This is a genomic window from Metapseudomonas resinovorans DSM 21078, from assembly GCF_000423545.1.
GTDB lineage: Bacteria > Pseudomonadota > Gammaproteobacteria > Pseudomonadales > Pseudomonadaceae > Metapseudomonas > Metapseudomonas resinovorans.
Genome location: NZ_AUIE01000027.1, coordinates 35095 through 48338, shown reverse-complemented (window position 1 = coordinate 48338; position 13244 = coordinate 35095). Strand labels below are relative to the sequence as shown.

Annotated in this window: 12 protein-coding genes; 6 read left to right on the top strand and 6 right to left on the bottom strand. The window is 62.5% G+C overall.

Annotated elements, in window-relative coordinates:
• Window positions 1-119 precede the first annotated feature (119 nt).
• The gene (locus G559_RS0118885; protein ID WP_028629744.1) at window positions 120-1466 is read left to right on the top strand and encodes a nucleobase:cation symporter-2 family protein; all 1347 of its coding nucleotides are present in this window, start codon (window positions 120-122) and stop codon (window positions 1464-1466) included.
• A gap of 212 nt (window positions 1467-1678) precedes the next feature.
• Window positions 1679-2491 carry a hypothetical protein gene (locus G559_RS0118880; protein WP_051246783.1) on the top strand — a complete coding sequence of 271 codons (813 nt, stop codon included), beginning with the start codon at window positions 1679-1681 and terminating at the stop codon, window positions 2489-2491.
• A 238-nt stretch (window positions 2492-2729) separates the two neighbouring features.
• Here the strand turns inward: G559_RS0118880 and G559_RS0118875 are convergent, their stop codons facing one another.
• The 5 genes from G559_RS0118875 to moaA all read right to left on the bottom strand — a co-directional run bounded on the left by G559_RS0118875 (window position 2730) and on the right by moaA (window position 7626).
• Window positions 2730-3539: an outer membrane protein OmpK gene (locus G559_RS0118875; protein WP_051246772.1), complete on the bottom strand. Its 810-nt coding sequence runs from the start codon at window positions 3537-3539 to the stop codon at window positions 2730-2732.
• 123 nt (window positions 3540-3662) lie between these two features.
• The gene (locus G559_RS30460) at window positions 3663-3983 is read right to left on the bottom strand and encodes a hypothetical protein (RefSeq protein ID WP_155945739.1); all 321 of its coding nucleotides are present in this window, start codon (window positions 3981-3983) and stop codon (window positions 3663-3665) included.
• A 236-nt stretch (window positions 3984-4219) separates the two neighbouring features.
• Window positions 4220-5038 (bottom strand): substrate-binding periplasmic protein, encoded by an 819-nt coding sequence (locus G559_RS0118865; RefSeq protein ID WP_028629741.1) that lies wholly within the window; start codon window positions 5036-5038, stop codon window positions 4220-4222.
• 74 nt (window positions 5039-5112) lie between these two features.
• A complete protein-coding gene (locus G559_RS0118860) occupies window positions 5113-6471 on the bottom strand; it encodes an 8-oxoguanine deaminase (protein WP_028629740.1) in 1359 nt (452 codons plus the stop codon).
• Window positions 6472-6630: 159 nt separating this feature from the next.
• Window positions 6631-7626, bottom strand: coding sequence for a GTP 3',8-cyclase MoaA (moaA, locus tag G559_RS0118855; RefSeq protein WP_028629739.1), 996 nt, complete (start codon window positions 7624-7626; stop codon window positions 6631-6633).
• Window positions 7627-7827: 201 nt separating this feature from the next.
• On the opposite strand from moaA, the gene G559_RS0118850 reads away from it, so the two are divergent.
• Window positions 7828-8457: a TetR/AcrR family transcriptional regulator gene (locus tag G559_RS0118850; protein ID WP_028629738.1), complete on the top strand. Its 630-nt coding sequence runs from the start codon at window positions 7828-7830 to the stop codon at window positions 8455-8457.
• A gap of 102 nt (window positions 8458-8559) precedes the next feature.
• Here the strand turns inward: G559_RS0118850 and G559_RS0118845 are convergent, their stop codons facing one another.
• A complete protein-coding gene (locus G559_RS0118845) occupies window positions 8560-8997 on the bottom strand; it encodes a GlcG/HbpS family heme-binding protein (RefSeq protein ID WP_028629737.1) in 438 nt (145 codons plus the stop codon).
• A 361-nt stretch (window positions 8998-9358) separates the two neighbouring features.
• Here G559_RS0118845 and gcl point away from each other — a divergent pair, with 361 nt between their 5' ends.
• From gcl to G559_RS0118830, 3 genes are all read left to right on the top strand, one after another.
• Window positions 9359-11134 (top strand): glyoxylate carboligase, encoded by a 1776-nt coding sequence (gcl, locus tag G559_RS0118840; protein ID WP_028629736.1) that lies wholly within the window; start codon window positions 9359-9361, stop codon window positions 11132-11134.
• A 132-nt stretch (window positions 11135-11266) separates the two neighbouring features.
• A complete protein-coding gene (hyi, locus tag G559_RS0118835) occupies window positions 11267-12049 on the top strand; it encodes a hydroxypyruvate isomerase (RefSeq protein WP_028629735.1) in 783 nt (260 codons plus the stop codon).
• 16 nt (window positions 12050-12065) lie between these two features.
• Entirely contained in the window at window positions 12066-12956 is an 891-nt protein-coding gene (locus tag G559_RS0118830; RefSeq protein WP_028629734.1) for a 2-hydroxy-3-oxopropionate reductase, read from the top strand.
• The last annotated feature ends 288 nt before the right edge of the window (window positions 12957-13244 follow it).

The window sequence follows — 13244 nt, the reverse complement described above, 5'->3', positions numbered from 1 at the left end:
CCGCAGTACCCCTGCCAGGTGTCACCCACCCGGCCGCAACATGAATACCCGGCACGCCGCACCCACGAGGCGCGGCATTGCCAAGCGACTTACAAGAACAAAAGCGCCCGAGGTGTTGCATGACCACTCCGACAGAGCGAGAGATCGCCCTTTCGCCCGCTGACCAGCGCCTGCCCCTGATGCAATTGCTGCTTGTCGGCTTCCAGCATGTCCTGCTTATGTACGGCGGCGCCGTTGCCGTACCCCTGATCGTCGGCCAGGCCGCCGGTCTTTCCCGTGAAGAAATCGCCTTCCTGATCAACGCCGACCTGCTGGTTGCCGGCATCGCCACCATTGTGCAATCCATCGGCATCGGCCCGGTGGGCATCCGCATGCCGGTGATGATGGGGGCCAGTTTCGCCGCCGTCGGCAGCATGGTCGTGATGGCCGGCATGCCCGGCGTCGGCATCCAGGGTATTTTCGGCGCCACCATTGCCGCCGGCTTCTTCGGCTTGCTGCTGGCCCCCTTCATGTCACGCATCGTGCGCTTCTTCCCGCCGCTGGTGACCGGCACCGTGATCACCTCCATCGGCCTCACGCTCTTCCCGGTTGCAGTCAACTGGGCCGGCGGCGGTAACACGGCCACGCAGTTTGGCGGGCTGGAATACCTGTCTATCGCGGCCCTGGTACTGGGCACCATCCTGTTGGTGAACCGCTTCCTCAAGGGCTTCTGGGTGAATGTCTCGGTGCTGGTCGGCATGGCCCTGGGCTACGCCCTGGCCGGCGCCTGCGGGATGGTCAACCTCGATGGCCTGGACGAAACGCCCTGGTTCCAGATCGTGGAACCCATGCACTTCGGCATGCCGAAGTTCGAGCTGGCCTCCGTGTTGTCGATGTGCCTGGTGGTAGTGATCATCTTCGTCGAGTCCACCGGCATGTTCCTGGCCCTGGGCAAGATCACCGGTCGCGAGGTCTGCCCCAACGCCCTGCGCCGCGGCCTGATGTGTGACGCTGGCGCGTCCTTCCTGGCCGGCTTCTTCAACACCTTCACCCATTCCTCCTTCGCCCAGAACATCGGCCTGGTACAGATGACCGGCGTGCGCAGCCGCTACGTGACGGTCGCTGCGGGCGCCTTCCTGATCGGCCTCAGCCTGCTCCCGAAGGCCGCCTTCCTGGTGGCCTCGATCCCGCCAGCAGTGCTGGGTGGCGCGGGCCTGGCGATGTTCGGCATGGTGGCCGCCACCGGTATCAAGATCCTTCACGAGGCCGACATCGGCGATCGCCGCAACCAGTTGCTGGTCGCCGTGAGCATGGGCATGGGCATGGCGCCGGTCGTACGCCCCGAACTCTTCGCCCAGCTCCCCCACTGGATGGAGCCCATCACCCATAGCGGCATCGCCATGGCCACCGTCAGCGCCCTCACCCTGAATCTGCTGTTCAACATTCTCGGGGAGAAGGGTCGCAGCCGGCAGTACGTCGCCCACTGACCTGAAGTTGCTCCCATCCGGCCGTTCCCATGAGGTACAGCCGGACTTCAACAGCCCGCCTACCCGGCGGGCTCTTTTAACCTCAGAACCCGGTGACGGCCGCCCTCGCGCGCTGCCGTTCAGGGGAAGGCTTTTCCGCTTTCAGCTCAACAACAAAAAGAAGGAGTACCCGAATGCGTCGTTACACCAGTCTGGCGCTTGGCGCCGCCTTGATGGCCGCGGGCCCAACCGGCTTCGCCGCGGAGGACGGCAAGTTCTTCGAGTGGATGAACAACAGCGTCGGCTTCCGCTACGGCCAGCAGTTCACCAATCCGAACAACCCGAACAAGTTTGCGAAACGGGCCTACAGCTTTACCCATGCCGACGGCTACCGGTACGGCAGCAACTTCTTCAACCTCGATGTATTCCTCTCCGACAGTCGCGACCCGCGCAAGGGCACCGACCACGGTGGCAGCGAGGTCTACGCGGTCTACCGCCATCAACTGTTTGCCTCACGGGTATTCGACCAACCGCTGGGGACCGGCCTGATCAAGGACTACGCCTTCACCTTCGGCTTCGACGCCAACCGCAACAACAACCTGGCCTCGGCCAAGAAACGCGCCCTGGTGTTCGGCCCTACCCTCAAGTTCAACGGTGCCGGCGTGCTCGACCTGAGCCTGATGTACTACCGGGAGAAGAACCACTCGGGCATCCCCAACGCCAAGCATCCGGACCACACCTTCGACGCCACGTACATGGTCAACCTGACGTGGCTCAAGCCCTTCCAGCTCGGCGAGCACGACGCCAAGTTCCAGGGGTTCGTCAACTACGTCGGTGAGAAGGGCGAGGATTACTTCGACAAGGACACCGCCCCGGAAACCCTGATGCGCACCTCGCTCATGGTCGCTGCCATGCCCGGAGCAAAGCGCAAGCCGAACCTGTGGCTGGGTGTCGGCTACGAGTACTGGCACAACAAGTTCGGTGTCGACGGTGGCCGTGGCAGCCGCACCTCGACGCCGACGGTGAACCTGGAGTTCACCTTCTGAGTTAAGGCCCGCCGCAAAATCGCTCGGTTTGTGGTGGAGTGACCTCATCTGTTGCAGGGACGAATTTGTTCGCCAAGCAGGCCAACGGCCTGCCCTCCGGTGCAATACCAGGCTGGGGGTCGCTGCGCGGCCCCTGGCGAATGAGTTCGCCCCTACAGAAACAGCCATGGCTCCCCTCCCATCCTGAACGGGCGGACGGCGCCGCGCGCCGTCCCCCTCGTCTTGTTACGCAATGCGATCAGAAGTGCGCCTTGACCAGCAGGCTGGCGGTGTTCTGGTCGGTGCCATCGAGGATCACGTCACCCAGGAAGCTGTCGTTGTCGATACCGTACTTGTCCTTCCAGTAGTCGTATTCGAAACCGACGTAGAGCTGCTTTTCACCCCAGCCCATAGCCTTGCCCAGGTCGTACTTCACCTGCGGGTTGAAGTGCAGGTTGGCGTGGTAGGTGCCGCGGCTGTTTTCGTCGTTGTCCACCACCCAGTCCATGAAGCCATCGATCAGGATGTCGGAATTGCCCACCGGAATGGTGTAGCTCCACACCGGGGTGATCTGCCAGACGTTGTCGCCCGGGCGGCTGCCATCGGTAGTGCGGTTGTAGAAGTTGACCTGGAAAAAGTCGAAGCCAGGAATGGCCAGGTCGAAGCCCGGGCCGATCAGGTAGGACTCGACGTCGCCTTCACCGAACTCGTAGGTCATGGCCAGCAGTACGTCGGTAACCGGACCGAACTGGATCTTCTGGTCGAAGATCTTGCCCAGCGACAGGCGCGGCTGGAATTCACCGTAATAGGTGTTGTCACCAACGAGATCGTCCTTGTCACCGTTGTAGAAGATCTTGTCGAGGAAGAAGAAGTTATCGCCGTACTTCCAGCCATCCGCGTGCTCGAAGGTCACCGTCTGCTGGATCTCCGGGTTGATCTTGAAGTTCTGGCCGTAGAGGTAGCTCAGGCTGTTGTTCTGCCAGAACAGCAGGTCACCGGCGATCGCCTGGCCGCCACCGAGCAATCCGGTCGTGAGGGCGAGGCAGTGCGGCAGATACTTGGCTTTCATGGTTTTTTCCTTGTTTTAGTGGGTTTCAGGTTTTTCCGCCCCGCGCCCACCCAAAGACCGCCCTGGGCATGAAGGCAGGCTGCAGGCAGGTTCGGGATTGAAGGGGGTTGCGCGCGCCGAGTGTCAGCCGGTCAGGTCGAGGCTGGAGTGGCGGGCGATGCTGGACGGGCTGTCTTCAGCGTTGCGCTGTTCGGCTGCGTCCAAGGCGTTCCGCTGGACTTCGCTCATCGAGGCCAGGGGTTCGAGTACGTGTGCGCTTGCGTCTTTAAGGACGAGGCCGGGCGGTCCGAGCAGGCCGCCAACAATCAGCGTCGACGCGGCAATGCCGGAGAAGTATGCAGATAGTCGGCCGAAAGCTGTGAAGCGGGAGTACCTCGTCCCTGGGCGATCCTCCAGGTGGTGACTGAGGTCGGAGCGAACCCCGGAAATGTCGGATGAACTCATGGGTAAAGCCTGCCTATTGTTCTTGTCGGTCGTTGGCTTACACGGGTGCCGATGAACACCCCATGTAGTTACTTCATCAGAAAAAGCTGATCTTGCGGTCAGGATTTTCCGAATTATATACACGCGGCGAACGTCACAAACAACACTTTCTTTCAGAATTGTGTACAAAACCGCCAAACAGAATAACCAAACAGCCTTCCGAGCGCTCTGCTGCGGCACTTCCAGGCCAATCGCAGTCAGGGGTTATCCTTCTCTTTCTGGCGTTTCAGGAAGTCGATCTTCCACTGCTCCATGCCGAGGTACTCTGAATCCAGGTTGGACTCCACCTGGTAGCGCGCCTTGAGCGCATCGACTTCCTGCCGGTGCTCAGCGAGGAAGCGATCGAAGCGCGCTATCAGCTCCGGATACCTGAGGCTGGAGAGATTGAAGGTTCCACGGGTGTGGGGCAGGTTCGGATCGAACACCAGGGCACCGGGGCGCGCACGGATGTTGTCCAGGTAGTAGGTGGCGACCACGACGTTGTAGTAGGCACCGTCTGCCTGCTGCTTCATTGCCTGCTTGATCATCTGGCCCAGATCGGCGCTGCGCACCACCTGGGTCTGACCGCCATCGATACGGTCCTGGTAGGTCCAGGGCGTCCAGCCATCCACCACCGCCAGCCTCGCCAACTGATCGATTCCCTTGCCCTGCCGCTTGGGCGGCACAAGCACACCGTCGACGTACTGCACCACCGGCAGGCTGTAGGCGATGTCCTTGTTGCCCTTCAGGTCACCGGCCCACTTGGCGTTATCCGGGTACTTGAAGTCGATGCTGCCATTGAGCAGGTGCTGAGTGAGCTGATTGACCGGCAGGGCCTGGTACTGAATGTCCAGCCCGGCTTCGCGCGCGAACAAGTCGAGCACATCACGGGCAAAGCCCTGGTACTCGCCCTGGTCGCTGATCCAGTAATGGGGTTGGAACGACTGCTTTTCGACACCGATTACGTAGGTCTGCGCCAAGGCGCCATTCGCGGACAACAGGCCGGCAGCCAGCCAGCCGAAAACCTGAGGTTTCATGACCTTCTCCTTGTTCTCATGTGGGCACGAACAGAAAAGGGGCGCGGCACCCGGCCACGCCCCATCAGGACGATTTACTCGCCCAGTACCAGTTGCCGCGCCAGTTGGTTGTGGCGTTCCAGTACACGCGGCAGGTCGACGGTGACCAGTTGGCCGTCGCGTACCACGACCTTGCCGTTGATCACGCTGGTGGAAACCTGGGTCGGCGTGCAGAACACCAACGCCGCGAGCGGATCATGGAGGGCGCCGGCGTAAGCGATATGGTTGAGGTCGAAGGCGACGAAGTCGGCCGCCATGCCCGGCGCAAGCGCGCCGATGTCGTCGCGATTGAGCACCTTGGCGCCACCCAGGGTGGCAATTTCCAGCGCCTCGCGGGCGGTCATCGCGTCGGGGCCGAAACCAACCCGTTGCAGCAGCAGTGCCTGGCGCACTTCACCGATCATGGTGGCACCGTCGTTGGATGCCGAACCGTCCACGCCCAGGCCGACCGGCACACCGGCATCGCGCATACGGCGAACCGGCGCGATGCCGGAGGCCAGGCGCATGTTCGAGCAGGGGCAGTGGGCAACGCCCGTGCCGGTGCGGGCGAAAAGCTCGATGCCATGCTCGTCGAGTTGCACGCAGTGGGCGTGCCAGACGTCGTGGCCGACCCACCCCAGGTCTTCGGCATATTCGGCCGGCGTCATGCCGAACTTTTCCCGGCTGTAAGCGATGTCGTTGACGTTTTCGGCCAAGTGGGTGTGCAGCGATACGCCGTACTGACGCGCCAGCACAGCGGCTTCGCGCATCAGGTCGCGGCTCACCGAGAAGGGCGAGCACGGCGCCACCACCACCCGCAGCATCGAGCCATGGGACGCATCGTGGTAGTCCTCGATCAGGCGCTGGGACTCCTTGAGGATGTCCGCTTCCTTCTCCACCACCGAATCCGGCGGCAGGCCGCCCTGGCTGCGGCCAACGCTCATGCTGCCGCGTGCGGCATGGAAGCGCATACCGATCTCGCCGGCGGCGTGAATGCTGTCATCCAGCTTGCAGCCGTTGGGGTAGATGTAGAGGTGGTCGCTGGAGGTGGTGCAGCCGGAAAGAATCAACTCGGCCATGGCGGTCTGGGTCGAGACGCCAATCATCTCTGGGGTCAACCGCGCCCAGATTGGATAGAGGTTGGTCAGCCAGTTGAACAGCTCGCCGTCCTGGGCGGCTGGCACCACGCGCGTCAGGCTCTGGTACATGTGGTGGTGGGTGTTGACCAGGCCAGGAATGACGACCTTGCCCTTCATATCCAGCACTTCGTCAGCGGTCTGAGGCAGCTCACTGCTTGGCCCGACCTGAACGATGCGATTGTCCTCGATGAACATCCCGCCCTGCCGGATCTCCCGGCGCTGGCCGTCCATGGTCACCAGAAGGTCAGCGTTCTTTACCAGTAGCGTCTTGCCCATGTGTGTTCTCCTTCGCCCTGGCGGGCGCTCTTGTTATCAGGATCTGATCAGAAAGGAATCGAGGCCCCTGGGACGCCATGGCAAGGCGCTTCATCGAACACAGCAGGTTTCCTGCGGCGAGCTGAAGCCACGCAGCCAGCGCTGATCCAGGGAACTCGATCAGCCGCCGGTCATGCTCATGAAGCGCACCACTTGCACCTGCTGGTCTGCTTCGAAGAAATGCCGCTCGGGCTTGAGCCTGAGCGCTTCGATCAGCGCCGCCCGCAGCCGCTCGCGGTCACCGGGATGCCGCCGGATCAGCGACTTGAGGTCCAGCGCGCCTTCGTGGCCAAGGCAGAGCACCAGCTTGCCTTCGGCGGTGACGCGCACCCGGTTGCAGTCGCCGCAGAAGTTGCGGCTATGGGGGGAAATGAAACCGACCTGGGTGCCGCTGCCGACCACCTGGTAGTAGCGCGACGGCCCGCCCGTGCGATAGCTGCTGGGCAGCAACTGGAAGCGCTGCTCCACCCGCTCGCGCACATCGTCCGACGTACACAGCGTGACCTTGCGCTCGTGACTGGAAACGCTGCCCAGCGGCATTTCCTCGATGAAACTGATGTCCAGGCCGCGTTCCACAGCGAAGGCCACCAGTTCCTGGACTTCATCGTCGTTACGGCCTTTCTGCACGACAGTATTGAGCTTGATGCGACGAAAGCCAGCCGCTCGAGCCGCGTCGATTCCAGCCAGTACCTGCTCCAGGCGGTCACGGCGGGTGAAGGCGGCGAAGCGTTCGCGCTTCAGGGAGTCGAGGCTGATATTCAGGCGAGTGACCCCAGCCCGGCGCAAGTCAGCAGCCATGTGCCCGAGCTGGGAACCGTTACTGGTGATGGCCAGGTCTTCCAGTTCCTCACGGGCGCCCAGACGCGCCAACAACGAGGTGAGGCCCTTGCGTACCAACGGCTCACCACCGGTGATGCGGATGCGCGAAACCCCGAGGCCAATGAACGCATCGGCGACGGCATAGAGCTCTTCGAGGCTGAGGATCTGCGCGCGGGGAGCGAAGACCATGTCCTCGCTCATGCAATAGGTGCAACGGAAGTCGCAACGGTCAGTGACCGAGAGGCGCAGGTAGGAAATTCGACGCCCGAAGGGGTCGAGCAAGTGGTTGTCTTGCATGGGTGAAGTCTGCCGCAACACACACCGGACAGGACTCCGGTGACATGGACGGATGCCGAATGGAAACAGAAGACCGTAATTTTGTATACAGGAAATTCATCCAGTGTCTCGCTTGAGGGCCTCGCAAAGCGGGTGATAACATGCCCGACCTCTCGCCGGCCGGCCTTCCTGGCGCCCGGGCGAGCCAAAAAAGGAGCCGATGTGAGCAGTATTCGCGAGCGCAACAGAGACCTGATCCTGCGCGCGGCCAGCGAGGAATTCGCCGACAAAGGGTTCGCCGCCACCAAGACGAGCGACATCGTGGCCAAGGCTGGCCTGCCCAAGCCCAACGTCTATTACTACTTCAAGTCGAAAGAGAACCTCTACCGCGAGGTGCTCGAGAGCATCGTCGAGCCGCTTTTGCAGGCGTCAGCGCCGTTCAACCAGACCGGTCATCCCTTCGAGGTGCTAACCGCCTACATTCGCTCGAAGATCCGCATCTCCCGCGACCTTCCTTACGCCTCCAAGGTGTTCGCCAGCGAGATCATGCACGGTGCACCACACCTCTCGCCCGAACAGACCGAGCAGCTCAACCTGCAGGCCAAGCACAACATCGAATGCATCCAGCGCTGGATCGACCAGGGCCTGATGGCCAAGATCGACCCTCATCACCTGCTGTTCAGCATCTGGGCCGCAACCCAGACCTACGCTGACTTCGATTGGCAGATATCTACCGTTACCGGCAAGTCCAGCCTCAGCGATGCCGACTACGATGCCGCCGCGGAAACCATCATCCGTCTGGTGATCAAGGGTTGTGAGGTCGAGGAAAAGGTTCAGGCCAAGAGCGCCTGATACCCCGACAAAAATCCCCTGAAAAAAATCGCCCCCACAAGGTACCAACCCTGTGGGGGCGAATTCATTCGCCGAGGGCTGCGCAGCAGCCCCTGCCTCGTATCAGGCCGCGCCGGCGTCCGCCTGCAGGCCCAACGCTTCCACCGCACTCACCGCGCACTGCTCGTCGATATCCGAGGTGTCACCGCTGATGCCGATGGCGCCGATCACGGCACCTTGACCATCGCGGATCAGCACGCCACCTGGCGCCGGTACCAGATTGCCGTCGGCGAGGTTGTTCACCGCGCCAATGAAGGCCGGGCGCTGCTGGGCGTCGGCGGCGATCAGGCGCGACCCCTTACCCAGCGCCACGGCGCCCCAGGCTTTACCGATGGCAATCTGCGGGCGAAGCATGCTGGCGCCATCCTCGCGCTGCAGGGTGATCAGGTGCCCGCCGGCATCCAGCACAGCGATGGTCAGCGGCGCCGTGCGCAGCTCCCGACCAACGGCCAGGGCGTGATTGGAAATGCTCACAGCGGTTTCCAGGGTCAGAGTGGTCATTTTCAAGCGTTCCTCGTGAGTGGTTGAACCTTGTGCGGCGTCGTCCGGGCCAGGGCTGGCGCACCCCTGGATCCACGCGGGCATTTTCCAGCCCGTCCTGCGACGCATCCGAAAGCTGTAGCCCACTATCCCATCGAACACAAAAAAATCAACAGATAGATACAATCAGATTCTTTTTTGTATACAGTGTGTTCGTCAGCGCTTTGAGTCTCCATGGTGAGGCCCGTGAAACGGGCGTTTTAAAAGAGTCGCCACCCTGCGACCTTTAACCTCACAAATGGCCTTGACCCTTCAGTCAGGTGCTGAATAGAATCCAGTCACGTAGCTTGTATACAATTTTCACAAGAAAGAGGCACAAAACATGGCCAAAATGAGAGCAATCGAGGCTGCCGTCCTGGTGATGCGCCGCGAAGGCATCGACACCGCGTTCGGCATTCCCGGCGCCGCCATCAACCCGCTGTACGCGGCCCTGAACAAGATCGGCGGCATTGACCATGTACTGGCCCGTCACGTCGAAGGCGCCTCGCACATGGCTGAGGGTTACACCCGCACCAACGCGGGCAACATCGGCGTCTGCATCGGCACTTCCGGCCCCGCCGGCACCGACATGGTCACCGGCCTGTACTCGGCGTCCGCCGACTCCATCCCGATCCTCTGCATCACTGGCCAGGCTCCGCGTGCTCGCCTGCACAAGGAAGACTTCCAGGCCGTCGACATCACCAGCATCGTCAAGCCGGTCACCAAATGGGCAACCACCGTTCTGGAACCGGGCCAGGTGCCTTACGCCTTCCAGAAAGCCTTCTTCGAGATGCGCAGCGGCCGTCCAGGCCCGGTGCTGATCGACCTGCCGTTCGACGTGCAGATGGCTGAAATCGAGTTCGACATCGACGCCTATCAGCCGCTGTCGGTCAACAAGCCGGCCGCCAGCCGTATCCAGGCCGAGAAGGCCTTGGCCATGCTGAACGATGCCGAGCGTCCGCTGCTGGTAGCCGGTGGCGGCATCATCAATGCCGACGCGTCGGACAAACTGGTCGAGTTCGCCGAGCTGACCGGTGTTCCGGTCATCCCGACCCTGATGGGCTGGGGCACCATCCCCGATGACCACCCGCTGATGGCGGGCATGTGCGGCCTGCAGACCTCGCACCGTTACGGCAACGCCACCGTGCTGGAATCCGACCTGGTATTCGGCATCGGCAACCGCTGGGCCAACCGCCACACCGGTTCCGTCGACGTCTACACCCAGGGCCGCCGCTTCATCCACGTCGACATCGAACCGACCCAGATCGGCCGCGTGTTCACCCCGGACCTGGGCATCGTCTCCGACGCCGGTTCCGCCCTGGACGCCTTCCTCGAAGTCGCCCGCGAGTGGAAAGCCGCCGGCAAGCTGAAAGATCGCAGCGCCTGGGTCGAATCCTGCCGCGAGCGCAAGCGCACCCTGCAGCGCAAGACCCACTTCGACAACGTGCCGGTCAAACCGCAGCGCGTGTACGAAGAAATGAACGAGTTCTTCGGCAAGGACACCTGCTACGTCAGCACCATCGGCCTGTCGCAGATCGCCGGCGCGCAGTTCCTGCACGTCTACAAGCCGCGCCACTGGATCAACTGTGGCCAGGCCGGCCCGCTGGGCTGGACCGTTCCGGCAGCCCTGGGCGTGGTCAAGGCCGACCCGACTCGTCCGGTCGTGGCACTGTCCGGCGACTATGACTTCCAGTTCATGATCGAAGAGCTGGCCGTGGGCGCGCAGTTCAACCTGCCCTACATCCACGTCCTGGTGAACAACTCCTACCTGGGCCTGATCCGCCAGGCGCAGCGCGGCTTCGAGATCGACTTCTGCGTGCAGCTGTCCTTCGAGAACATCAACGCACCGGAACTCAACGGCTACGGCGTGGACCACGTCGCAGTGGTCGAGGGCCTGGGCTGCAAGGCGATCCGCGTGTTCGACGCCAACGACCTGCAGGCCGCTTTCGCCAAGGCCAAGCAACTGATGGAAGAGTTCCGCGTGCCGGTCGTGGTCGAGGTCATCCTGGAGCGCGTCACCAACATCTCCATGGGTACCGAGATCAACGCCATCAACGAGTTCGAGGAACTGGCCCAGCGCGGCGTCGACGCCCCGACCGCCATCTCGCTGCTGGATTGATCGCTCTGACTCCCCTCTCCCATTGGGAGAGGGGCCGGGGGTAAGGGATGTTCGAGGCGACTCGGTGCCCCCCCTACCCCAATCCCTCGCCTATTCGTGGTGGGAGAGGGAGCTAGATTTGAGGAGACATTCATGCCCCGTTTTGCTGCCAACCTCTCCATGCTGTTCACCGAAGTGGACTTCCTGGACCGTTTCGCCGCTGCTGCCGAAGCCGGCTTCAGCGGTGTCGAATACCTCTTCCCCTACGACTTCCCGGTAGAGGAAATCCGTGCCCGCCTGGACGCCAACAAACTGGAGCAGGTGCTGTTCAACCTGCCCGCCGGTGACTGGGCAAAGGGTGAGCGCGGCATCGCCTGCCACCCCGACCGCGTGGAAGAATTCCGCGCTGGCGTGGACAAGGCCATCGCCTACGCCAAGGTGCTGGGCAACTTGCAGATCAACTGCCTGGCCGGCATCCGCCCGCAGGGCTTTGACTGCGCCACCATCGAGCAAACCTTCGTGGAGAACCTCAAGTTCGCCGCCGAGAAGCTCCAGGCCGCTGGCATCAAGCTGGTGATGGAAGCCATCAACACGCGCGACATCCCTGGCTTCTACCTGAACAACACCAAACAGGCCCTGGCCATCCGCGAGAAAGTGGGCAGCGCCAACCTGTTCCTGCAGTACGACATCTACCACATGCAGATCATGGAAGGAGACCTGGCGCGCACCGTCGAGTCCAACCTCGCTGCGATCAACCATGTGCAGCTCGCCGACAACCCGGGCCGCAACGAGCCGGGCACCGGCGAGATCAACTACCGCTTCCTCTTCCAGCACCTGGACCGCATCGGCTACCAGGGCTGGGTCGGCTGTGAGTACAAGCCGGCTACCACTACCGTTGCCGGCCTGGGCTGGCTGAAAACCCATAACGCCATCTAAGAAAGAGGTACATCACATGGCCAAGATCGGATTCATCGGCACCGGCATCATGGGCAAGCCCATGGCTCAGAACCTCCAGAAAGCCGGCCACACCCTGTTCTTCTCGGAGCATTTCGACAAGGCCCCGGCCGACCTGCTGGGTGACAACGGCATCGGCCTGGCCAACCCGAAAGAGGTTGCCCAGGAAGCCGAGTTCATCATCATCATGGTGCCGGACACCCCTCAGGTCGAAGACGTACTGTTCCGCAAGGACGGCGTAGCTGAAGGCGTAGGTGCCGGCAAAGTCGTGATCGACATGAGCTCCATCTCTCCCACCGCAACCAAGACCTTCGCCGAGAAGATCAAGGCCACCGGCGCCGCCTACCTGGATGCCCCGGTTTCCGGCGGCGAAGTAGGCGCCAAGGCCGCGACCCTGAGCATCATGGTCGGTGGCTGCCCGAACGCCTTCGAACGCGCCCTGCCGCTGTTCCAGGCCATGGGCAAGAACATCACCCGCGTGGGTGCCAATGGTGATGGCCAGACCGCCAAGGTGGCCAACCAGATCATCGTCGCCCTGAATATCCAGGCGGTTGCTGAAGCCCTGCTGTTCGCCGCCCGTAACGGCGCCGACCCGGCCAAGGTGCGCGAGGCCCTGATGGGCGGCTTCGCCGGTTCCAAGATCCTTGAGGTCCATGGCGAGCGTATGATCAAGGGCACCTTCGATCCGGGCTTCCGCATCAGCCTGCACCAGAAAGACCTGAACCTGGCACTGTCCGGCGCCCGCGAGCTGGGCCTGAACCTGCCGAACACCGCCAACGCCCAGCAAGTGTTCAGCACCTGCGCGGCGCTGGGTGGCAGCAACTGGGACCACTCCGGCCTGATCAAGGGCCTGGAGCACATGGCCAACTTCTCGATTCGCGAGGAGTGATGTTTCGTAGGACGGGGCGGACGAAGCACTGCCCATCGAGCCGGCAGCTCCCGCGATGGCCAGCGCCCGCCCTCCCCGTCCTACGACCCCTTTCGACCCTCCTGATCCGCGGTGACACGGCGCCAAGGATCAGGAAGGTCGATTCCAGTCCCGAGCCGCTGTACGCGGCGGCTCGGGACTGAAATCGGCCTGAAGGCCAGGCATTGCCGATGCCTGGCACGCAGCACACAAAGGACCCGTTCAAGAGCGAGCGAGCTAGAGAAGAACAAGGCGAGAATGGCTGAAGAC